We start from the raw sequence: 20,966 nt of genomic DNA, 5'->3' as shown, positions 1-20,966 counted from the left end.
AGAGATTAAATTGAAAAAATTTGGTATCGCTTTATTCAGTTCTGTTTTGTTAATGTCAGCAGGATCGAGTGTTTTTGCTGAAGGAGAAAAAGTCATCGCAATAAAGGAACTTCTAACACTGCAGTTTCAGCAAGTTGATGTGGCAAATTTATCGGATGTTGAAAAATCATTCGTCAATATTGCTAAAGAGCATAAGGGTATACATAGGCTTGGATCCCTTTATGTGATTGCCTTAGGTCCAAAGCCAAACACTGGTTACGGAATCAGATTGGAAAAGCAGGAACAGACTTTTGAGCAATTAAAGATTCATGTTAAACTTCTTGAGCCTGAACAGGGAAAAGCTTATGGACAGGTCATCACCTATCCTTATATTGTCGGGAAAGTGGATCTGCCCCAATATACTACTTTGTCAGTGCTTGATGTGGACAGCAAGAAGCCTATTTTTGATGAAAATCATTTCAAGCTCTTTTTTAAGGAAAAGCGTATTACGGCTGATACGCGAAGGAATTGGGCTATCTATACAGGCAAAAAGCTAACTCAGGCTGATTTAGCAACATACAAAATAACGATCAAGCAGCTTGGGGATGAAGGCAAAGAGCTCCCTGTCACATTAACAATCGATAAGAAGAATAGCAGCAAAATCATCGTTAAACCGAATGAACCATATAAGAAAGGCGCACTTTATCTTCTCCAAACCGTAAATATGGGTAAGAATGATACGGCTATGACCGTCACACCGTTTGAAGTAAAGTGATTTAAGCACTGCTATTTTAATAAAACGTTCACTTTAAAGAAAAACACATGGGTTTTCACAAACCTATGTGTTTTTTCCAATTGTCGTTTTAAATGTAGGCTGTTTTCGTAAACTTTGTTGCTATTTAGAGTGAATCAGATGGTTGATAAAGAAGTTGATTGGAGCGGAAGGTGCGAGACTCCTGCGGGAGCAGTGGGACAGGTGAGACCCCGCAGTCGCTTCAGCGACGAGGAGGCTCACCGCCTACCCCGCGGAAAGCGAGCATCCTGAAGCGGAAATCAACTACTACTAAAAACAACAACCTTTTAGAAAACAGCTTTAATGTATGGTAAAATAACTGAAGATTGTGAAGTTTTCGAATGGGTAAAACGTAATTTTAATGCGAGTGACAAGGAGGAAAAAGGATTGAAAACTATCGAGGTGAAGCAATCTTTAATTGCCAATAGTGCAATCAGTGGCCTTTTGAATTTTTATGATATAGGGCCAATCAAAAGATGCGATTTCTTGACTAGAGGGTTAAATGATACCTATTTGGTGACTACAAATAATAATAAATATATTTTTCGAGTTTACCGAAAAGGATGGAGGAATCAATCGGATATCTTTTTTGAAGTGGATGCTATAAACCATCTGTCTGATACAGGGTACCCAGTATCTTTTCCCATTAAAAGAAATGACGGTAAGTGGATGACTGAAATCTTTGCACCGGAAGGTATTAGATATGGAGTGTTGTTTACCTTTACAAAAGGCGACAGGCCAGAAATTAATAAAGAAAATTGCAGACTTGTAGGAAAAGCTTTGGGCAATTTACATAAGGCAGCAGATTCGTTTACTACGAAACATACAAGGACATTTGAATTAAACATGGATCACTTATTAGATGAGCCTATGTCCTTAATTACACCTGTCCTGCACCGATTTATGAATGATCGTAAAGATGCTTTTATCAATGAAATTACACGTAATATTAAGGCTGATATAAAAGGTAAAAATCTAGATTACGGCTTTTGCCACGGTGATTTTCATAATTTTAATATGCATTTAAGTGAACTGGAAATAGAGGTATTTGATTTTGATTGCTGCAGCAGTGGATATCGTTCCTATGATATCGCAGTATTTTGGTGGAATCTGAAACAAAACTATCCTAATTTAGAAAATGAATGTTGGGATGAGTTTTTAAATGGCTACCTAAGCCAAAGAAGTTTAAGCTCTGATAATCTCAATATACTTTTAAAATTTGTTACGTTAAGGCGGATATGGTTTTTAGGTACCTTATTAAAGAACGATGATGTTTGGGGCACTAATTGGATCAATGATAAAAACCTAGGAAGCTTCATAACTCAATTAGAACAGGATGCAGAGAAGTATTAGAAGTTTTATCGCAATTACAAATATATTTCTGATTTTATGAAATTAGTAGAATATCGAACGGGAACATTAAAAGCAAAAACAGCCTTCCTGGTAAGAAGGCTGTTTTATTGTTCTCGATTCCATATATACAACTGTTTTACAAAGACACTTCATGAATTTACTGCCATCTATTTGTTATGGATATTTTCGTAGTAAGAGATTATAAAATTTTTAAAATCTTCTGTAATGGGAGATAGATATCTGTCTTTTAACCATGACAAACCTACGATGAATTTGGATTCAGGGTCTGAAATTCTAATGTAATTAAGATTATGTTTTTTACAAATAGTGATTGGAATTAAACCAACTCCCTTGCCAAGCTGAAACATTTCAATTAATAAACTATAATCAACTTCAAATGTGGCTTTTGGAGTGAAACCTGCAGAATTGCACAGAGTGTTAATAATGGATTGGTATTCATCATTATCTGCAAGTGATATAAAGGATTCCGAAGATACTTCCTTCAGGTCTATAGTTGCTCGATTAGCAAACCGATGTTTTGGTGGAACAACTAACACAATATCTTCCTCCATCAATATGCAGCTTTCAACCTCTTCATTTTGGATAGGAGGTCCTGCAATCCCTAAATCAATTTCCCCTTTTTTCAGCTGAATTTCAATGGATTCTCTTGATCCCAAACATTGTTGAATTTTCCCATCAGGACATTGATTAAAATATTCGATAATCAGTCCTGAAAGAAATCTTGGATTCGAAATGGAGATCTTGATTGTGTTATTTTTTTCATTATCTTTTTCTTGAATTTCCATTTTCGCATTTTCTATTTCTAAAAAAATTTTATTAACATGCTTTAGAAATATTTTCCCTGAATCATTTAAATAGATATTTCTTCCTTTTCGGTCAAATAAATTAGTACCAATTTCTTCCTCAAGCCTTTTTATCATAAGGCTTAAAGATGGTTGTGCGATATTTAGCTTTTCGGCAGACTTTGAAATATGTTCAGTATAGGCAACGGTTTGAAAGTATTTTAATTGAAGCAGTTCCATAGAAACCATCCTATTCATTTAATTTATGCAATGTATTCATTTAGAAATATATATTATATCAAATGAATAAACAATATTAAAATTGTTATTAACTTATAAACTTGTATCCATATATAAGGTATAAGATTTTATAAAATTTAATAGCAAAGGGTTGTGTATGTATGAAGTATTCAGATGTATTAAAGAATATAACTACCCCATTGACAGCTCCGGCTTATCCAAAGCCTCCTTATCATTTTTATAGACGTGAATATTTAAATATAACGTATCGAACCGATTTAGAGGCACTTAGGAAAGTGGTTCCAGAGCCTTTGGAAGTAGTAGAACCACTTGTTCGTTTTGAAGTGATGAAAATGCCTGATACAACAGGGTTGGGCGATTATTCAGAAAGCGGACAAGTAATTCCTGTCCGTTTTAATGGAGAAGAAGGGGACTATTTTCATTCTATGTATGTGGATAACCTTCCAGCAATTGTAGCTGGAAGAGAAGGTGGTGCTTATCCGAAAAAATTAGGTTCACCAAACCTTTATGTTGATTCGGATACATTAGTAGGAACTTTAGATTATGGTTCTTTACGAGTTGCAAATGCAACCATGGGTTATAAACACAGTGCTCTCGACAAAGAAAAAGCCCGTGAAGAAATTTGCCGGCCTAACTATATGATGAAAATTATCCCTGACTATAATGGGGAATTGAGAATTTGTGAGCTTGCACGCACTCGAATTGAAGACATTGAAATTCTGGGAGCCTGGTCGGGCCAGCAAGACTCCAATTGTTCGAACATGCATTAGCACCTATGGCTGATTTACCTGTTTTAGAAGTTGTTTCAGCTTCTCACATTCTGACAGAATTAAGGCTCAGCCCATTTGAAGTCATCCATGACTATCTGAAGGAAAATAAACAAAAATAGATGATTTAAGAAATAATCAAAAGAAATTCAGTACGAACAAAAGGGAGAATAACACATGAAAACAGCGATATTAGGGGCAGGATCACTAGGAACAATTATTGGTGCATTGATTTCAAAAGGTGGACAAGACGTTGAACTGATTGATGTGAATCAAGAGCATGTTGACGCATTAAATCAATCAGGTGCTGTCATTACAGGAACGCTGAATGAGACTATACCAGTTAAGGCCATTACACCTGACCAAATGGAAGGGAAATATGATTTAGTCTTGTTATTAACAAAGCAATTGTATAACAAGTCTATATTAAAAGATTTGCTTCCGTATCTTCACGAGAAAAGTCTGGTTTGTTCTTTACAAAATGGCACACCAGAGGAAGAGGTAGCTAGTCAAGTAGGGGTAGAACGAGTTATTTCAGGAGCAGTTCATTTTGGTGCGACTTGGGTAAAACCGGGAGTCTCTGAGTTAACCACAGAATACAACCAATTCAAGGCACATGCTTTTGATATCGGTGAATTAGATGGCTCCATTACTGATAGAGTTAAAGAAGTGAAATCCATACTTAATTTTGTCGGAGGTACAAATATTTCCGATAACTTAATTGGAGCTAAATGGTCCAAATTACTGTTAAATGCATCTTTAAGTGGGCTTTCTGCTGCATTAAACTGCACATTTGGCGAGGTTTTAAATAATGAAATAGCTGTATCAAGTGCGGCTAACATAGCAGATGAAACGATTAGAGTAGGCCATGCATTAAATGTGAAATTCTTGACAGAAAAAAATACAGATTATAATGAACTTACAATAAATGAACAAGCTGATCTAGAAAAACGAATCGAGTTTTTCCGAACTGAATATGCTGCTCATGCATTATTAAAAGCAAGTATGCTGCAGGATTTAGAAAAAGGTAAACAAACAGAGATTGATTTTATAAACGGTGTTGTTTTGCAAAAAGGAAAAGAATTAGGTATTCAAACTCCCTTTAATGCCATGGTTGTTAAACTGGTGAAGGAAGCCGAACAAAAGCAAATAGTTCCTGAATTTACTGTAAATATTGACTCATTTAAAGCCTTATTATTAGACACTGCAAAAATTTAATTTCGGAAATACATGTATATTGGTCAATGAAATTGGTCAAAATATTTAGTATTCCCCTTTTGTGAAAAGCCTTTACTCATTAAGAGCAAAGGCTATTTTTTTTGAGGAATTTCATCTTTTTGTTTTTCTACATTCCACCGATCTATCGGATCATTAACTGAATTCAAGTTAAGGATATTGATATATAGATATAAAAAGAGAGAATTCGATAATAGGTTTCAAAAGGAGTAAAATGTAAGCATCAAATAGTCATTCTGAAAGGATGTTTCCAGTGGCACTTATTCAATGTCAGTTTTATTCAGAGGTTCTCAATTTAAGTACATCCATGACGGTCATACTACCGCAGCAAACGACCACTCAGATTGGAATGCAAAATAAAGCAGTGAAAGATAAGCACCAGACATTATATCTGCTTCATGGCTTAAGTGATGATGATACCATTTGGACGAGAAGGACCGCTCTGGAGAGGTATGTCGCACCGCTTGGATTAGCTGTAGTCATGCCGCAGGTGCATCACAGTTTTTACACCGATATGAAGTATGGCAATAAGTACTGGACATTCCTGACAGAAGAGCTTCCTGCGCTCGCAAGGTCGTTTTTCCCCTTGTCGGATGCCAGGGAGGACAATTTTGTTGCAGGGCTTTCGATGGGTGGCTATGGAGCATTTAAATGGGCGTTGAACCGCCCAGACCAAATAAGTGCCGCTGCCAGTTTATCAGGTGCATTGGATATTGTCCACATTATGAAAAATTCAGATTTGGAAGGTGTAATTCGATTAGCCTTTGGAGATGAAAATGTGTCAGGAACCGAGCATGACTTATTTTCGCTTATAGAAAAAGCTGGTACGAATGAACAAAAACCGCTCCTATATCAAAGTTGTGGAACCGAGGACTTTTTGTATGAGGACAATATTTGTTTCAAAGAGCACTGTGAAAAAACAAACTATGATTTGACGACCGATTTTGGACCTGGTGAGCATGAGTGGGGATATTGGGATAAATCGATACAGGATGTTTTATCGTGGCTGCCTTTAAAAAAATAACTAAAAACAGCCCTATCTGCACATGCGGGAGCTGGCCAGCCAGCCAGAGTATGCTATTGAATACGAAAAAAAATCCACTCTTAATCTAGTAAAACGTCCAATCCTTTCTAATAATATTGCATTTACTATTACAAGAAAGGAGAGGGAAGTAATGAGTGGAGAAAATTTTTTAAGCAATGCTCGCCGTCTTGTTGGACAAGAAGTTGAAGTAATAACAACAGAAGGGACGTATACTGGTACCCTTTTATCTGTAGGCAGTGACACACTTGTAATGCAAACACGAATCAGAGGACGTGTAGTCCGATTGATCATCCGCTTGGCATTGATTGTTGCCCTTTTCAGGTTAATAGGGCGAAGGGGTATATTATAAGAACAGGCACACTTTTTATAGCGCAAATGCGCTATTTTTTTTGAAATTAAAGAAATTAATAGAAAGGAATTTTCAAAGCATCTTCTAAAACGAGCAGCGAAAGCTCATGGTCGTTCATTACATATGGAATTTCTTCAGGTTCAACCCATATTCTAGCTGTGGCTTCATGTTCTCGTAGAAAGGGATGGACAGTATCAATGTCCATTCTGTAAAACATTTGATAGCCGATCAGCGGATACTTACCGCTTGGATTAAAGTGGAGGTTTTCCTGATGGCTAACTTCAAGGGCGCCAATATATCGTATTTTCCCCTTTATGTATCCCTCTTCAAAAGACTCACGATGAAATGCTTCTTCTGGTGTTTCGCCAGGATCGATATGCCCACCGGGTATATTGAATCCTCTTCCTTTTACCTGGGTTAAAAGGATTTTCCCTTCATGGAAGCAGAAGCCATGGACGCTCGTTACATTTGTAAAATCGGATAAATTTTTGTTAGGATGCCAGGTAAGTTTGACCCTATGCTCTCCCCAATTTACATATATAGAATTAGCCATATGAAAGCTCCACCTTTACGATTTTTTATAAAGTAATTTCCATTTGAATATCCAATGGCTCCTTCTCAAATATCTTCTGGTTAATTTCCGCCGCATACGTACAGCCAACGGATCGGTAAAAATGCTGTGTTTCTTCAGACGGATGGGCAGCGATATATAGTTTCTTAGCACCTAACTGTTTCGCTTTTTTACAGCAAAGTTCAAACAATTTTCTGCCGATCCCGCTGTTTCTGATTTCATTAGATACATGAATATAGGGCAGCTCCAGATATTCATGATTGCTTCCAAACCGTTCACCCTCCACGTTCGCAAAACCAATTAAATCACTATCTGCAAAAGCTCCTGCAACAAACCCGCCAGATTTCACGCAATTCACTAAGGAATGAATAACAAATTCCTTTTTCTCATCGTCCCAGTCATCAACAAAGTGGTCAGCTTTTCGGCCGTATTCGCCGTTTTGTTCGTACCAAACACGATTTGTCTCTTGATAGCGGTTGAACTTTTTTAAAAGGGAAGAATCCAAATCTTTTAAATCCAGGAATCTGTATTTAATATTTTTCATATACGGTTCATCTCCTGTCGTTTGGTTTCGAAGCCATCAATGAGTAAAAGCAATTCAGCCAAATCATCAATAATAAAGTCAGCTTCCGCATGGTCCCAGAGAGGATCTCTTTTCCAAACACCTGTCAGTCCTGCATTCCGGGCAGCTTGTATGTCATTTTGAGGGTGATCGCCTACGTATATACTTTGATGAGCGGGTACATTAAGCCGTTCTAAAGCACTATAAAATATACCGGGATCAGGCTTTCTGATGCCTTCCCATTCGGAAATTAAAATCGTTTTAAAATATTTTTTTATTCCTAAAGCCTCGATAACGTCCATTTGGAATTGGCCTTTTCCATTGGTGATCAATCCGATGCTGATGGATTTCCTCATTAATTTTTCCAGGAGATATATGAGATTGGGGAAGGGGATACAGCTTTGTTTGAAATGCTCGATGTAATCCTGGAGCAAAAATTCCTGCGTAATTCCAGTAATTCTAAATTCATCAACTAATTGTTGGTATACTTTATCCTTCCATACATATCCTCTGCATTCTAATTCAATAAATCTTGAAGAGTATGTTTCTTTTGGGATATGGCAGACCCACTGGTTAACAGCTCGTATTGGCAATTTATAAATGCCCGTACGGAAGCATCCCGATTTAACAATGTCCCGTCTAAATCAAATATGACTGCTTTAATCATTTCGGATGATTCTCCTATAATTCCACTTTAATTCCTTATTCTTGATAAGTCATTGATATCCTTCTGTAAAGGGCTTTTAATCATTGATAAAAATTAATCAAACGTTTGATTAATTTTAAAAAGGGGCTGGTTTAGTGTCTTTACGGAAAAAAATGCCTGAGAAAATCAGGCATCTTTATTCAAATCATTATAATCTCACCATAACTTCTGTTCCATCCTTTAATTTTGCATCCACCAGCACAAGTCCTTTGTGTTGACGTAATTCACGGAGTATTTGCTTTAGCAGCTGTTTAGGAAGCTTATGATTGAAGGGCATAAAAGAGATGGCTTTATGCTCGGCATGTTTATTTGCTAGCTTGGTAAGCCTCTTTAAAAGCATCTCGGAGGTAAGGATTGAACTGGCAGCGTTTAAAAAGGCATAAGGAACAGGGATGTTCAAATTTATGTTGTTAGATGTTTTGACTTTAACTTTGATCATGGAGTTCCCTACTCAATGAAAACTGCAACGGAATCGCCATTTGCCGATTGAACGTCAACGATTTGGCCGACTAATTCACTATCAATCGCTTCAATTAATAAGTTGATATCGATGTCTTTTACATATTTTTCGGACTGTGGAATGCTTGCCGCAATGCTATGGCCAGTTTTTAAGACGGCTTTCACAAGCTTAAGCGGGACATTCACATTAATATTGTCGTTATCCTTGGAAACAACCCTGATTTTTAATGTTTTATCGAGATATTGCTGGTTATTCGGTTTTTGCAGAATGACAGCTGGTTCCTTTTCTTTTTCCTTCAGAACCTGGATCAGTTCGGCACCTTTTTCAGAATCGATTTTTCCTTCCTGGACCATTGTTAATACTCTTGATATTTCTTCTCTCATCATTATTCCTCCTATTCACCTTTTAAAAGTTTAATCGCTTCTTCTGGGGTAATTTCTCCTCGTTCAAGCATTAATACAATTTTCTTTTCGTCGATTTCATTTTTCTTAGTGGTGTCATATCCAAGTGAGGTGATGATATCGTTCAGCTTGCCGCGTACGGTAGGGTAGGAAATCCCCAATTCCTTTTCGACTTCCTTGATATTTCCTCTGCAAACAAGAAACGTCTCAACAAACTGGAGCTGCTCTTTAGACAGCGAAGCAAGCTTCGACAGCTCAAATTCATTTTCAATGGTGGTTTGGCAATGGGAGCAATGCAATTTTGTGATTTTAAGTGTCTTAGTGCAGACAGGACAATTTGTAATAACAGGATAAGTCATAATCAAATCCTTTCGTTTATTTATTTAAATTATATAATCATGAATTTAAAATGTAAATAATTAATTTTAAAATTATTAACAAAATTTATTTATAAATTGAATTTATTAAGATGTAAATTCAATTTATAAATAAAAAGACCAATAATATGCTCTTATACAATTACTGTTCATGAAGGGCCTTTTATATTTTCAAGGATTTAGGACAGAATAATGATAATTTCCTAGAAATTAATGGGCGGGGTACCATCAATGTACTTTTTAATGAAATCTATATTTAGCGTTATATGTGTAGCATTTATAATTGGAGAGTTTCGCAAAAACTATATTTCGTCATCAGCTCATTATTTTATTATTCTTTTTTTAGCCATACTCAGCTACGACATATTTGCTTTAAATTATCAATTGGTCACAATAAAGGGAAATGCCATTAACTCAATGCATATTTTTATGGACAGAATCATTATTTTGCCTGTTTCTTTATTTTTTTTGCAAAATTTAAAGGGTTCATATTATAAAAAGATAGGTTTGTCTATGGGGTGGATCTTCTTGTTACTCCTAATTGAGGTTTTTAATGAGAAGAATGGAATTACGAAGATGGAGGTATCAAAGCCCTTTCTGTGGTGTATGTTCGGGCTTTCTATTATTACTCTTTCGCTTTTATTTAATTATTTCTTTCAAAAATTAATGAGGAGAGAAATCAATGCCTCTTCCAACAAGGTTTGATCAAAATGAAATTTTTCTTTTAATCATTGCTGCACTGCTGATGCTGGTGACTTATATCATTCCGAAAAGATTTCCTTACTCCATAAGCTGCCTAATTGTACTTTTTAATATTAGTATTGGAATTGCAATGGACCATCTCCTTGCAGGACCTCCAATGGATTTTTATGACGTTTTAGATACAAAGAAATTCGAGCTGTTTGATTTATTTTTATATGTTTTTGTATATGGACCTTCCACCTATATTTTTGTATACGTATATGACTTATGGTTTTTTCATAGGCCTTATAGAGTCAAAGTAATTTACTTAATCCTGCTTGCTTTAATTAATGTGGTGTTGGAATATGTATCAGGACTTTTACATGTATTTACATACAAAGGATGGGAAATTTATTATTCATTTATTGTTTACATATTGATGTACACTTCTAACTTTATGTTACTGTCTAAATTAAAGAAAGATTATAAAATATCCTAATCCAAAGCTCTTAGAAAGTCTGGGAGCTTTATTTGTTTTGGGGAGAATTTGCTGATAATAAAAGAAACAAACCTATATGAAGCCGCTGAAGAATATAAATAGCATTAAGGATGCTACCCTTTATGAAAAAATTCCCTTTTGAGGATATCATTTGTACACTATTTATATAAATAAATATTTTGATGAGGGGCTCTAAAAATGACAAACAATCTCCAGCCGCATATCCGGATAGGGAATGACTATAAAATTCAATATGCTTTATTACCGGGTGACCCCGGCCGTGTAGAAGCAGCAGCAAAGTTTTTGGACCAGCCTGAAGAGGTCGCGAACAATCGTGAATACAGAACCATCACCGGCTCTTATAAAGGAGTTCGTGTGTTTGTGACTTCAACTGGAATAGGCGGGACATCAACCGGAATCGCTGTAGAGGAATTAAAGAGAATTGGCGTGAATGTAATGATTCGAATAGGCAGCTGCGGTGCCAACCAGCCAGGAATCCGTTTGGGGGACCTGATTATTGCAGCAGGTGCGGTAAGGAATGATGGAGCATCCGATGCTTATATTGATCGGTCTTTTCCAGCGGTACCAGATACGGAATTGCTCTTTCATTTAATTGGGGCTGCAAAAAGTTTAGGACATAAATATTATACCGGTATTGTCAGATGTCATGACAGCTTTTATACTGAAGAAGAACAGCAAATTGACAACTACTGGTCAGCAAAAGGAATTCTAGGTTCAGATATGGAAACAGCGGCCCTGTTTACAATAGGAAGATTACGCGGTGTAAAAACCGCTTCCATATTAAACGTTGTCGTAGAACAAGAAGGGAACCTTGAAGGGGGAATTAACGACTATTTGGATGAGAAAAACGACAGCAAACTTGGTGAAGAAAGAGAAATTATGACTGCGTTGGAAGCCATTGTGTCCTATAATCAATTTTTAATAAGTTAAGGGGAGGTTTTATTAATGAAAAAACAAAGTATATGGTCGTTTCGGTTTTCTACCGCAGCGCTCGTGCTCATTCCGACAGCGGTAGGCATCAATTATATTGGGAAGCTATTTGCGGGGCTGTTAAAGCTGCCTCTTTGGCTGGATTCAATTGGCACGGTTTTGGCAAGTATCCTGGCAGGCCCGGTTATTGGAGCGTTGGCAGGGGCGATTAACAATATTATTTATGGCCTGACCGTTGATCCGATATCATTTGTTTATGGAATTACGAGTGTGGCTATTGGTTTAACCATCGGGATCTTATTTTATAAAGGCTCCATTTCCAGTTGGGCGAAAGCTTTGGTTGCAGGATTAATCGTCGGCCTCGTAGCGACGATCGTTTCGACTCCAATCAATATCGGCTTCTGGGGAGGCCAGACAGGCAATGTTTGGGGAGATGCCCTGTATGCGATTGTCCTGGCAAAAACAGATTCTATGTGGCTGGCGTCCTTCCTCGATGAAATTGTGGTCGATGTGCCGGATAAATTATTAGTCGTTTTAATCAGCTATGGGATTTACAGAAACCTGCCAAAGAATGTGGCGCATTTATACAGTAACAATAATAAAGTGGAGACTCTTGATTAACGGCCTTTTGCAAAAGAAAGATGGTGACAGTTCTTGAAATCGATTAGCTTATATACAGAAAGAAATTCTTTTGTCCATGATATTGACCCAATCACCAAGCTCATTTACATTCTTTTTTCCATATTGGTTCCTATCATTCTGCCATCATTCACGGCTTCCATACTCTGCTTGGGGCTAAGCCTTGTTCTACTTCTTGCGGGAAAAGTGTTCCGGAAAACACTGCCTGTCTTTGGGTTTGTTCTTCTCATCCTGCTGACCGTCATCATCATACAGGGATTATTCAAGCCTGATAATGAAACCGCCCTATTTCAAATTGGCCCGTTTACGATGTATAAGGAAGGGCTGCTGTATGCGTTGAAAATCACTCTGAGGGTGTTTGGCATTGTTGGTGCATTCATGGTGCTGGTCCTGACAGTAAAGCCGTCAGATTTGGTAGAATCCCTGGTACGCAAGGGATTGTCCCCGAGAATCGGTTATGTAATCAGCTCTGTTTTTCAAATCATTCCTGAAATGATGGGAACAATGAGCACGATTACGGATGCACAGCGGCGCAGGGGGATGGAGACAGAAGGGAAATTAATCGTTAGAATCAGGGCGTTTTTGCCGTTATTAGGACCGGTTGTTCTTGGTTCCCTTATCAATACGAAGGAACGAGCGATGGCACTGGAAGTAAGAGGCTTTAATTCCCGGACTCAAAAAACCTACCTTTATGAAGAAAAAAGATATGCATATAGCAGGTTCATTCAATGGGGACTACTACTTTTAATCGCAGCTGCGTTCGTTTGGAGGATATTTTCTTGAAAAAAATCGTCGTTGATAACCTGAAATACAAATATCCTTTTTCCGAAGCGCTTGCCCTGGATGGCTTGTCATTTGAGATTGTGCAGGGAGAATTTATAGGTGTGATTGGGGCAAATTCAGCAGGGAAATCAACCCTGTGCCAATCGATTGTCGGACTTGTTCCCCATTTTTATAAAGGTGCATACGGAGGTAAAGTACTCGTAGCTGGCCACGAGGTGAAAAAGCATTCTATTGCGGATTTGTCGTTGAAGGCGGGCATTGTTTTTCAAAATCCGTTTACACAGGTGACGGGTTCCAAAATGACAGTTTATGAGGAAATTGCGTTTGGCCTTGAGAATCTGGGTGTGAAGCGAACCGAGATGGTTGAACGCATTGACTATGTGATGGAGCTCTTAAATATTGCCCAATTCAAAGACCGCAACCCTTTTGATCTGTCTGGCGGGCAAATGCAACGAATGGCGATTGCGAGTATCATTGCGATGAAGCCTGAAATCATCGTAATGGATGAACCTACTTCCCAGCTTGACCCGGAAGGATCCGAGGAGGTTTTTCGTGCCATACAGAGCTTGAGCCGGGAGGGGATTACTGTCGTCATGGCTGAGCATAAAATGGAGAAGGTCGCCCAGTATTGCAATCGGGTCATGCTGCTGCAAAACGGCAGATTGATAGATTTTGATAAGCCGGACAAGGTTTTTTCCAGAGATGATCTTGAGGATTATGGAGTGTCACCACCTGTTTATACGAGAGTTTGCAAAGCCCTTGGTATAAAAAAAGCAGGCACACCATATTATCCAGTTACATTAGAGGAAGCGGAAGAAGCATTGGGGGCGAGAAGGATATGATAAAAGTATCGAATCTATCCTTTTCATATCAGGAAGGGAGCTCCATTTTATCAAATATCAATCTCGAATTTGACCGGAGCCATACAGCGATTATTGGCCAGAACGGTGCAGGAAAAACAACCTTCGCCAAGATGCTTAAGGGTTTGTTGAAGCCTTATCAAGGTGAAATTTTAATTGGCAGTCAAAATGTACAAAATACAACTGCGGCCGAGCTGGCCAAAGTGATTGGATTGGTATTCCAAAATCCAAACGACCAGATTTTTAAAAGCAATGTGCTCGATGAAGTGTTGTTCGGACCGCTTAATTTAAGGATCGATAAAGATATAGCAAAGCTAAACGCAATGAAAGCACTGGAAATGGTCGGGCTACGTGATAAATTGGATATGAATCCCCATGACTTGAGCCTGTCGGAGAAAAAACTGCTATGTATTGCCTCTGTCGTGGCCATGGATACGGATATCATTATTCTGGATGAGCCAACCATCGCCCAGGATCATAAAGGCAAGGAAATGATTCGCAGCGTCATTCAAAGCTTGAAAAAACAGAAAAAGCTAGTTATGACCATTATTCACGACATGGAATTTGTGGCTGAAAACTTTGATAGGACGATTGTACTGAATGAAGGCAAGGTTATTCTCGATGGCGATACACGCCATGTTTTTTCCCAGAAGGACATCTTGAAACAGGCCCATGTGGAACCACCGGGGATTACGCAGCTGGGTGAAAAACTTGGGTATCAGGAGACGTTTTTAACTGTAGAGGAATTGGTAGAGAAGCAACGTAAATCTTAGATAAAGATACAATGAAGGCAGTGGACTTCTTAACAGAAGCACTGCTTTTATTTATTATTATTCAGGCCATCGCCAGGTAATCAGCGAGCTGGTAGAAGTTGCCGGCAAATCCCTGCTTAATCGCATCGTGTACGCCCTCAACGGTTTGGTGTTCTTCCTCCGTCGCATATTGTGGGTTTGACTTGATGGAAGTATTCATGATCGTATTATTTTTTAAGCTTCCAGAAATAAATCTTTTAAAATAATCTTTTTTGGGTTTTCTTTCCTACATAAAAGGTTTACTTTATCACCCGGTGATAGTGCTTTTGTTTCTTTAGTTTTATGTACTCTTGTTTTCCCTGTATAAGTGTTATTTTCATATTCATATGAACACACAACACTTCCTCTATCCTTTATAAACCTTACCTCCACGATTGTTCCTGTCAAATCGATTCCTTCTTCGAAATATTGTTTGACATCTTGGAACCTTCTCCATAAGAAAAGGACCCCAATGGCAGTTAATACGAGACTGGCAATTAGAATAAATGACCCATCCTCTTGAAAGGTAAGTGGTTCATTTCCTCTTCTGCCTGGAATCTCTTTAAAATACCATAACGCAAAAAATAATAGCCAGGATACGATAGGTACTGCTGTCGAAATCATTGCAAAAAGATCGTTTTTAATAATTTTTAAATTGGATGGATATTCCCTCATTTCAAGACCCCTTCCCTAATTTTGTAAGCTCTTTCTATTATTATATGTTTTTTTAATTTACTGGAGGGAAAATATTCATTTTATTCAGAAAAAAGTTAGAATTTATTTAATCATTTCAATTTATCGTTGGATATTATTCACATAAGGACGAAGGGGAACTTTTTGGACACAATCATACTTTATTCCTCAAATGAACACAACACTATCGGGCTAAGGGAATTTGAAATTATGGCAAAGTGTGAGGTTGTTAGAGTTGCAGATGACCAAGCTATCTTGATTAGCCAATAATTTTGATGGATTTTGCAGGAAATGGGTCACTTCATAAGATATAATTGTACAATAGATTATCTATTCAGGGGTGGAGTTATGTCCAAGAAAACAATTGTATTCACGGGTGGCGGTTCAGCGGGGCATGTTACACCTAATATTGCCATCATCAATGAAATGGACCATTCGAAATGGAATATAAATTACATAGGTTCTAAGAACGGAATTGAAAAAGAATTAATTGAAAAAATCCATATTCCTTATTATGAAATCTCAAGCGGAAAACTGCGGAGATATATAGATTTTGAAAATGTTGTAGATACCTTTAGAGTTGTTAAAGGGTGCCTGGAAGCCAGAAGAATTTTAAAAAAGATAAAACCTGCCTTGATTTTTTCAAAAGGAGGGTTTGTTTCAGTTCCAGTCATTATTGCAGCTAAATCATTAAAGATTCCTATATTGATTCATGAAAGTGATATGACTCCAGGGCTAGCGAATAAAATTTCACAGCGCTTTGCTACGAAAATCTTCACTTCATTTGAAGAAACGGTAAAGTATTTTCCCACCGAAAAAGCGGTGGTAATTGGTTCTCCGATTAGGAATGAAATTTTAATGGGCTCTAAATCTAAAGGAATGCAACTGCTTGGATTTGATGGAAGACTCCCGATACTAACGATAATGGGAGGGAGCCTCGGTGCCAAAAAGATTAATGACACGGTAAGGAGCTCATTAAAACCGCTTTTGGAAAAATATCGAATTGTTCATTTGTGCGGTAAAGGAAATAAGGATGAAACGTTAATGGATGTTCCAGGATATAAACAATTTGAATATGTTCACGGGGAGCTTTCCGATATTTTGGCCGCAACGGACATCGTATTAACGCGAGGCGGTTCAAATGCCATTTTTGAATTTCTGGCATTAAAAATCCCCATGCTAATTATCCCTTTAAGTAAAAAACAAAGTCGGGGAGACCAGATTCTAAACGCAAAGTCTTTTGAAGAAAAAGGTTATTCACTGACTCTGGAAGAGGAAGATTTAAATATCGATTCATTGGCCAGCCATCTTGAACAATTAATAAGAAATAAGGAAAAATTCAAGAAGACTATGGAAAGGTCAGTTCAAGGAAATGCATTGCGGATTATTTTGAAACACATAGAAGCACGTTAGAAATCAGGGGCTGTCGAATAGGCAGTCCTTTCTTTTTCGCTAAACTTTGTACTTGAAGAAGGAGGTAATCTAAAACACAATCTCGAAGGTATGAATATATAAGTATGTTTCCAATGGGGTGAAAAAATGAAACTTCAAGCTGTTTTTTTAGACAGAGATGGAACAATCGGGGGAAGTGACCAGGTTGAATATCCAGGAGAGATGGTTCTATATCCGTATACGTTAAATGCAATAAAAGTATTAAAGGATTCTGGAATAGCTGTTTACAGTTTTACTAATCAACCTGGAATAGCAAACGGAGTTGTACAGGATAAAGATTTTGAGGCAGAACTTACTACATTTGGCTTTGATGGAAATTATATATGTCCCCATAAACATGATAAAGGGTGTAAATGCAGAAAACCTTCTGCTGGAATGCTCATTCAAGCATCAGTTGAAAAAAATCTAGATCTTCGACGCTGTGCAGTAATTGGTGATAGATGGACAGATTTAATGGCTGCAAATGAAGTGGGTGCCATTAAGATTATAGTTAAAACTGGTGCTGGAGAAGCAGCCATTTCAAAATACATTAAAAATGAATACCATGGGAGTTGGGCTACCGTAACTCCAGACTATATCGCTGAGGATTTAAGCGCAGCTGTCAATTGGCTGCTAAATTTGCGAGGTGAAATATGATGAAGAAAAAAATAGTAAAATATATGATCTTGTTTTTTGCCATTATCCTTCTATTATTCGGTACGTACAAATTAATGAACTCACGGACGTTCCAGTTATTTGGAGGGTTAACAGATCATGTCGAAACAAATAAAAAAGTAATTGCATTAACCTTTGATGACGGGCCATCAAAAAATGTAGACAAATTGCTTCCCCTTTTGGATAAATACAATGCCAAGGCTACCTTTTTCCTAATTGGGAGTGATCTGAAGAAACATCCTGAGGAAGGCCGGAAAATAGCTGAAGCAGGACACCAAATTGGCAACCATACGTATTCACATAACCGGATGGTATTCAAAACACCTTCCTATATTAAAGAAGAAATTGAAAAAACGGATCAATTAATCCGGAAAACTGGTTTTAAGGGAGAAATTGATTTTCGTCCGCCAAATGGAAAGAAGCTTGTAGGATTACCCTATTATCTAAAAAAACATCACAGGAATACTATAACATGGAGCCTTGAGCCGGATACTTACTACAACTCGCCTTCAGATAAAGTGACCTACGTAAAGAAAAATATGAAGCTTGGAGCTATTATATTGATGCATCCAATGTATGATGACACCGGTAAAGAACTGAAAGCCATTGAAGGAATTTTACAGGCTTTAACAGAGGAAGGGTATACGTTTGTTACCGTGAATGAGTTGAAGAAGTTATAAGGAAAAGGCTTCTGGATTGTTAAATAAATGAATGTTAATAACTAGATAGTAAATCCTACTTAAATAGATGTTAATGGGAGGGAAGATTTAATTGGACAGGGAAGATGTAAGACAATTTCTGAGGTTCAAAAGCTTCGGTGAGGTCTCCATGGACTTATTTGTGAGCCGGATTGTGAAGGATCTGGAGGAATATATATTTAATGATAGAAAAACATCAATTGACAAACATTCTAAAGAACTCATTAACGATTGGATGGCATGGTTAAAGGATGATGATGAATGGGACATTATTAAAGAAAATGAGAAGGAATTCTTAACGGGCAGTATTGAAGACTCAATAGGTGCAATGCCTATCTGGAAAAGCAATAAAGAACTCCAAACAAAAGTAATGAATAGCTTCAAATTTTACTTTGGGGCTGATAGTGCCCTCTATCCCATTTTTAAAAACGCCTACATAAAAGGATTGGGAGAGGAAGGTTTAATAAGTTAGTGAGCGATGTAACGTAAAAAAGTAGTGCTATTCCATCTAAAATGCACTACTTTTTAAAATAAGTTTAGTCAATCACTCTTGCCACTTTGCCGCCGCAAGTTTTACATTGTCCTTCGAGGACGAGACCATGCTTGGTTTCTTTTATCATATATTTTTCAATTTGGACGGTATCAACGCATGAACCGCAAAAAACATTTCTTACAAGTTTTTTTCGTATGTTTTCAGGGATGGTTAGCCATTTTTGCCCAGCCTGAAGGGTACTAGTATCCTCCCGCCTTGGTTTGGACGGACGATGTTCTGATTTCTCCAACACTTCTAGCACTTCGGTAATTTTTGCCTTTACCTTTTTGCACTCGATACTTTTCCATGCATCCAATATGACAATTAAATTTTTATTGCCGGTCTCAGCGATTTTATCCAGAAGCAGAAGGATCATGCCACGATTTCGTTCCTTGAGTGTATCAACAAATTCATATTCCTCATCGTAGGCAGCATCAATAAACTCCCCAAGCAGCTCGGTTGCATAGGTTTCACGTTCGATTTCCCAGCCTTTTTCTGTGAAGGTTAGAACGGGCAATCTATAATCATACTCAATGGCAAGATAATGATTTTGTATCATCCAATCAATTCGGGCTAGAACCTCTTTCTGAGTCATTCCCTTAAAAGCTCCATAAACAGGGCAATGATCCAGCTCAAGTTCTAAAACCTTCTTATCCTTTGAACCAGCCAAGATTTTAGCCAGCATTGCCCTGCCGCCGGTCATAATCAGCTCATCGGCCCCGCGTAATATAGCTTTAATTTCGCTGTCGGCTAATGACTTTATACCACTTGAATCAAGCGTATATGAAACTCTTTTCACTTTTTTTGACATGTTTCCCTCCAATGCCAGCGTTTTTGAATGCTATCACAGTTGCTTATATTTTAATGTTTGCCAAATTTTATAGATTTTAGATTAGCATCATATATTTTTAAATTGCCATATATCGCATCCAGGGCTGGTGTTTGTAAATCATTGTTCCTCGCGATATTCAGCAGATAGCCAAAGAAATGATCCGCTTCTGTCGGCAGTCCTTTTTCCATGTCTCTTTGCAGCGAGGACTTCATCGTGTAGCCCATATCCATCATCTTGTTTAATTGAACATCCTCAATGCTGTCAGCGATTGGCGCTCCATGGTTCCTCATTATTTTTGATGCTTCTTGAAGGACAGCTTTAATTGTTTGTAAGCCAAATTCATCTTCCCGGATAGGCCAATAGGCGAGCGAAAGAGGGAAGTAACTCCGCTAAGAGTACTAATGAATAAGTATTTATGCCATAAATCCTGCAGGATGTATTCGGAAAGGCGGAAGGAAGCGTTTGTCCCGCTGAACACTTGCTTAAGCTTCTTGATCCTTGCAGTTTTTACTCCATTTAGCTCCCCAAATACTAATTCATGTATAGGGCTTGTCTGAATGACTTTCCCATTTTCATCTAAAGTTGTTTCGATAAAACATAAGCCGCCAATTACGTTTCCTTGTCCAAAGGCATCTGTTAAAAGATTTAGATGGGCAATACCGTTTAAAAGAGGAAGAATCATGGTGTTTTTCCCGGCATATGGCCGAATGCTTTCAATCGCAGCTTGTAAATGATAAGACTTGGTTGCTAATAAGATGAGTTCGAATGGCTCGGCTGCCTCACCTGAGACCAGTGTCTTTGGCTGGAATTTCATGTTCCCGTGGATGCTCTCAATCATTAATCCATTCTGATCTAGCTGCTCTCTGCGTTTATCTCTGACTAGAAATGTAACATCCGCGCCTTTTTCTAACAAACGCCCTCCGAAATATCCGCCTATTGCACCTGCTCCAACAATCAACATTCTCATTATGTATGACCTCCTCTAGAATCTTTTTGGCTTTCTGTATTATTAATATTATATTATAAAATTGGGGACAGGCACTTGAAGAAGCCTTTATTTAAAAACGAGTGACATCCATATTGTTGATGATGATTGACATTTTTTGAGAATGATATTATAATTGCATTAATTAGTTGAATAGCATTTCTCCTAAAGGGGAGTAGCTTTTACAACAAGGTCGTCATTACGGAGTTCGCTCCCGGCTTTGTTGGCAACATGACCGTTGTTAGCAAGACCT

General features: G+C 37.7%; 23 protein-coding genes and 3 pseudogenes. 16 read left to right on the top strand and 10 right to left on the bottom strand.

Annotation, left to right across the window (positions count from 1 at the left end; all coding sequences use genetic code 11):
- The first annotated feature begins 10 nt into the window (after positions 1-10).
- Both RCG23_RS09335 and RCG23_RS09330 read left to right on the top strand, forming a co-directional pair.
- Positions 11-754 (top strand): protease complex subunit PrcB family protein, encoded by a 744-nt coding sequence (locus RCG23_RS09335; RefSeq protein WP_308179473.1) that lies wholly within the window; start codon positions 11-13, stop codon positions 752-754.
- A 321-nt stretch (positions 755-1,075) separates the two neighbouring features.
- Positions 1,076-2,125 carry a phosphotransferase enzyme family protein gene (locus RCG23_RS09330; RefSeq protein ID WP_308179472.1) on the top strand — a complete coding sequence of 350 codons (1,050 nt, stop codon included), beginning with the start codon at positions 1,076-1,078 and terminating at the stop codon, positions 2,123-2,125.
- A gap of 167 nt (positions 2,126-2,292) precedes the next feature.
- Here RCG23_RS09330 and RCG23_RS09325 read toward each other — a convergent pair whose 3' ends face one another.
- Positions 2,293-3,168 carry a LysR family transcriptional regulator gene (locus RCG23_RS09325; protein WP_308179471.1) on the bottom strand — a complete coding sequence of 292 codons (876 nt, stop codon included), beginning with the start codon at positions 3,166-3,168 and terminating at the stop codon, positions 2,293-2,295.
- Between the two features lie 161 nt (positions 3,169-3,329).
- Between RCG23_RS09325 and RCG23_RS09320 the strand changes: the two are divergent.
- From RCG23_RS09320 to RCG23_RS09305, 4 genes and pseudogenes are all read left to right on the top strand, one after another.
- Positions 3,330-4,078 (top strand): annotated as a pseudogene (locus RCG23_RS09320) (acetoacetate decarboxylase).
- A 55-nt stretch (positions 4,079-4,133) separates the two neighbouring features.
- Positions 4,134-5,174 (top strand): ketopantoate reductase family protein, encoded by a 1,041-nt coding sequence (locus RCG23_RS09315; protein WP_308179470.1) that lies wholly within the window; start codon positions 4,134-4,136, stop codon positions 5,172-5,174.
- Between the two features lie 271 nt (positions 5,175-5,445).
- Positions 5,446-6,216 carry an alpha/beta hydrolase gene (locus RCG23_RS09310; protein WP_308179469.1) on the top strand — a complete coding sequence of 257 codons (771 nt, stop codon included), beginning with the start codon at positions 5,446-5,448 and terminating at the stop codon, positions 6,214-6,216.
- Between the two features lie 151 nt (positions 6,217-6,367).
- Positions 6,368-6,586 carry a hypothetical protein gene (locus tag RCG23_RS09305; RefSeq protein WP_308179468.1) on the top strand — a complete coding sequence of 73 codons (219 nt, stop codon included), beginning with the start codon at positions 6,368-6,370 and terminating at the stop codon, positions 6,584-6,586.
- Between the two features lie 55 nt (positions 6,587-6,641).
- Here RCG23_RS09305 and RCG23_RS09300 read toward each other — a convergent pair whose 3' ends face one another.
- The 6 genes and pseudogenes from RCG23_RS09300 to RCG23_RS09275 form a co-directional block, all read right to left on the bottom strand.
- The gene (locus RCG23_RS09300; protein ID WP_308179467.1) at positions 6,642-7,139 is read right to left on the bottom strand and encodes an NUDIX domain-containing protein; all 498 of its coding nucleotides are present in this window, start codon (positions 7,137-7,139) and stop codon (positions 6,642-6,644) included.
- A gap of 25 nt (positions 7,140-7,164) precedes the next feature.
- Positions 7,165-7,701 carry a GNAT family N-acetyltransferase gene (locus RCG23_RS09295; RefSeq protein ID WP_308179466.1) on the bottom strand — a complete coding sequence of 179 codons (537 nt, stop codon included), beginning with the start codon at positions 7,699-7,701 and terminating at the stop codon, positions 7,165-7,167.
- Positions 7,698-8,386, bottom strand: a pseudogene (locus tag RCG23_RS09290) (HAD family hydrolase). The gene RCG23_RS09295 and the pseudogene RCG23_RS09290 overlap by 4 nt, the downstream one beginning before the upstream one ends.
- A 187-nt stretch (positions 8,387-8,573) precedes the next feature.
- Entirely contained in the window at positions 8,574-8,864 is a 291-nt protein-coding gene (locus RCG23_RS09285; protein ID WP_308179465.1) for a hypothetical protein, read from the bottom strand.
- Positions 8,865-8,872: 8 nt separating this feature from the next.
- Positions 8,873-9,268 carry an SHOCT-like domain-containing protein gene (locus RCG23_RS09280; protein WP_308180016.1) on the bottom strand — a complete coding sequence of 132 codons (396 nt, stop codon included), beginning with the start codon at positions 9,266-9,268 and terminating at the stop codon, positions 8,873-8,875.
- A gap of 11 nt (positions 9,269-9,279) precedes the next feature.
- Complete coding sequence (locus tag RCG23_RS09275) at positions 9,280-9,645, bottom strand: DUF2089 domain-containing protein (RefSeq protein WP_308179464.1); 366 nt, start codon at positions 9,643-9,645, stop codon at positions 9,280-9,282.
- Between the two features lie 700 nt (positions 9,646-10,345).
- Between RCG23_RS09275 and RCG23_RS09270 the strand changes: the two genes are divergently transcribed.
- The 6 genes from RCG23_RS09270 to RCG23_RS09245 all read left to right on the top strand — a co-directional run bounded on the left by RCG23_RS09270 (position 10,346) and on the right by RCG23_RS09245 (position 14,849).
- The gene (locus tag RCG23_RS09270; RefSeq protein WP_308179463.1) at positions 10,346-10,843 is read left to right on the top strand and encodes a hypothetical protein; all 498 of its coding nucleotides are present in this window, start codon (positions 10,346-10,348) and stop codon (positions 10,841-10,843) included.
- A gap of 198 nt (positions 10,844-11,041) precedes the next feature.
- Positions 11,042-11,794, top strand: a complete 753-nt coding sequence (locus RCG23_RS09265) for a nucleoside phosphorylase (protein ID WP_308179462.1) — start codon at positions 11,042-11,044, stop codon at positions 11,792-11,794.
- 15 nt (positions 11,795-11,809) lie between these two features.
- The gene (locus RCG23_RS09260; RefSeq protein ID WP_308179461.1) at positions 11,810-12,415 is read left to right on the top strand and encodes an ECF transporter S component; all 606 of its coding nucleotides are present in this window, start codon (positions 11,810-11,812) and stop codon (positions 12,413-12,415) included.
- A 33-nt stretch (positions 12,416-12,448) separates the two neighbouring features.
- Positions 12,449-13,216 (top strand): energy-coupling factor transporter transmembrane component T family protein, encoded by a 768-nt coding sequence (locus tag RCG23_RS09255; RefSeq protein ID WP_308179460.1) that lies wholly within the window; start codon positions 12,449-12,451, stop codon positions 13,214-13,216.
- Complete coding sequence (locus tag RCG23_RS09250; protein WP_308179459.1) at positions 13,213-14,058, top strand: energy-coupling factor ABC transporter ATP-binding protein; 846 nt, start codon at positions 13,213-13,215, stop codon at positions 14,056-14,058. The genes RCG23_RS09255 and RCG23_RS09250 overlap by 4 nt, the downstream gene beginning before the upstream one ends.
- The gene (locus RCG23_RS09245) at positions 14,055-14,849 is read left to right on the top strand and encodes an energy-coupling factor ABC transporter ATP-binding protein (RefSeq protein WP_308179458.1); all 795 of its coding nucleotides are present in this window, start codon (positions 14,055-14,057) and stop codon (positions 14,847-14,849) included. The genes RCG23_RS09250 and RCG23_RS09245 overlap by 4 nt, the downstream gene beginning before the upstream one ends.
- Before the next feature lie 213 nt (positions 14,850-15,062).
- Here the strand turns inward: RCG23_RS09245 and RCG23_RS09240 are convergent, their stop codons facing one another.
- Positions 15,063-15,542, bottom strand: a complete 480-nt coding sequence (locus RCG23_RS09240; protein WP_308179457.1) for a hypothetical protein — start codon at positions 15,540-15,542, stop codon at positions 15,063-15,065.
- A 366-nt stretch (positions 15,543-15,908) separates the two neighbouring features.
- On the opposite strand from RCG23_RS09240, the gene RCG23_RS09235 reads away from it, so the two are divergent.
- From RCG23_RS09235 to RCG23_RS09220, 4 genes are all read left to right on the top strand, one after another.
- Positions 15,909-16,973 carry an undecaprenyldiphospho-muramoylpentapeptide beta-N-acetylglucosaminyltransferase gene (locus RCG23_RS09235; RefSeq protein ID WP_308179456.1) on the top strand — a complete coding sequence of 355 codons (1,065 nt, stop codon included), beginning with the start codon at positions 15,909-15,911 and terminating at the stop codon, positions 16,971-16,973.
- 126 nt (positions 16,974-17,099) lie between these two features.
- Positions 17,100-17,648 (top strand): HAD-IIIA family hydrolase, encoded by a 549-nt coding sequence (locus RCG23_RS09230; RefSeq protein WP_308179455.1) that lies wholly within the window; start codon positions 17,100-17,102, stop codon positions 17,646-17,648.
- Positions 17,648-18,346, top strand: a complete 699-nt coding sequence (locus RCG23_RS09225) for a polysaccharide deacetylase family protein (RefSeq protein ID WP_308180015.1) — start codon at positions 17,648-17,650, stop codon at positions 18,344-18,346. Before RCG23_RS09230 ends, RCG23_RS09225 begins: the two co-directional genes overlap by 1 nt.
- 91 nt (positions 18,347-18,437) lie before the next feature.
- A complete protein-coding gene (locus tag RCG23_RS09220) occupies positions 18,438-18,836 on the top strand; it encodes a hypothetical protein (RefSeq protein WP_308179454.1) in 399 nt (132 codons plus the stop codon).
- 64 nt (positions 18,837-18,900) lie between these two features.
- On the opposite strand, the gene RCG23_RS09215 is transcribed toward RCG23_RS09220, so the two are convergent.
- Positions 18,901-19,707: an RQC-minor-1 family DNA-binding protein gene (locus RCG23_RS09215; protein WP_308179453.1), complete on the bottom strand. Its 807-nt coding sequence runs from the start codon at positions 19,705-19,707 to the stop codon at positions 18,901-18,903.
- A gap of 50 nt (positions 19,708-19,757) precedes the next feature.
- A pseudogene (locus tag RCG23_RS09210) lies at positions 19,758-20,695 on the bottom strand (ketopantoate reductase family protein).
- Positions 20,696-20,966: the final 271 nt, after the last annotated feature.

The organism is Neobacillus sp. PS3-34, assembly GCF_030915465.1.
Lineage (GTDB): Bacteria > Bacillota > Bacilli > Bacillales > Cytobacillaceae > Neobacillus_A.
This window is presented reverse-complemented; position numbering and strand designations above follow the sequence as displayed.

Coding starts and splice junctions, on each gene's coding strand:
- RCG23_RS09330 (WP_308179472.1), top strand. CDS start 1,076: ATGTATGGTAAAATAACTGAAGATTGTGAAGTTTTCGAATGGGTAAAA.
- RCG23_RS09325 (WP_308179471.1), bottom strand. CDS start 3,168: ATGGAACTGCTTCAATTAAAATACTTTCAAACCGTTGCCTATACTGAA.
- RCG23_RS09315 (WP_308179470.1), top strand. CDS start 4,134: ATGAAAACAGCGATATTAGGGGCAGGATCACTAGGAACAATTATTGGT.
- RCG23_RS09305 (WP_308179468.1), top strand. CDS start 6,368: ATGAGTGGAGAAAATTTTTTAAGCAATGCTCGCCGTCTTGTTGGACAA.
- RCG23_RS09300 (WP_308179467.1), bottom strand. CDS start 7,139: ATGGCTAATTCTATATATGTAAATTGGGGAGAGCATAGGGTCAAACTT.
- RCG23_RS09295 (WP_308179466.1), bottom strand. CDS start 7,701: ATGAAAAATATTAAATACAGATTCCTGGATTTAAAAGATTTGGATTCT.
- RCG23_RS09285 (WP_308179465.1), bottom strand. CDS start 8,864: ATGATCAAAGTTAAAGTCAAAACATCTAACAACATAAATTTGAACATC.
- RCG23_RS09280 (WP_308180016.1), bottom strand. CDS start 9,268: ATGAGAGAAGAAATATCAAGAGTATTAACAATGGTCCAGGAAGGAAAA.
- RCG23_RS09275 (WP_308179464.1), bottom strand. CDS start 9,645: ATGACTTATCCTGTTATTACAAATTGTCCTGTCTGCACTAAGACACTT.
- RCG23_RS09270 (WP_308179463.1), top strand. CDS start 10,346: ATGCCTCTTCCAACAAGGTTTGATCAAAATGAAATTTTTCTTTTAATC.
- RCG23_RS09265 (WP_308179462.1), top strand. CDS start 11,042: ATGACAAACAATCTCCAGCCGCATATCCGGATAGGGAATGACTATAAA.
- RCG23_RS09260 (WP_308179461.1), top strand. CDS start 11,810: ATGAAAAAACAAAGTATATGGTCGTTTCGGTTTTCTACCGCAGCGCTC.
- RCG23_RS09245 (WP_308179458.1), top strand. CDS start 14,055: ATGATAAAAGTATCGAATCTATCCTTTTCATATCAGGAAGGGAGCTCC.
- RCG23_RS09240 (WP_308179457.1), bottom strand. CDS start 15,542: ATGAGGGAATATCCATCCAATTTAAAAATTATTAAAAACGATCTTTTT.
- RCG23_RS09235 (WP_308179456.1), top strand. CDS start 15,909: ATGTCCAAGAAAACAATTGTATTCACGGGTGGCGGTTCAGCGGGGCAT.
- RCG23_RS09230 (WP_308179455.1), top strand. CDS start 17,100: ATGAAACTTCAAGCTGTTTTTTTAGACAGAGATGGAACAATCGGGGGA.
- RCG23_RS09225 (WP_308180015.1), top strand. CDS start 17,648: ATGAAGAAAAAAATAGTAAAATATATGATCTTGTTTTTTGCCATTATC.
- RCG23_RS09215 (WP_308179453.1), bottom strand. CDS start 19,707: ATGTCAAAAAAAGTGAAAAGAGTTTCATATACGCTTGATTCAAGTGGT.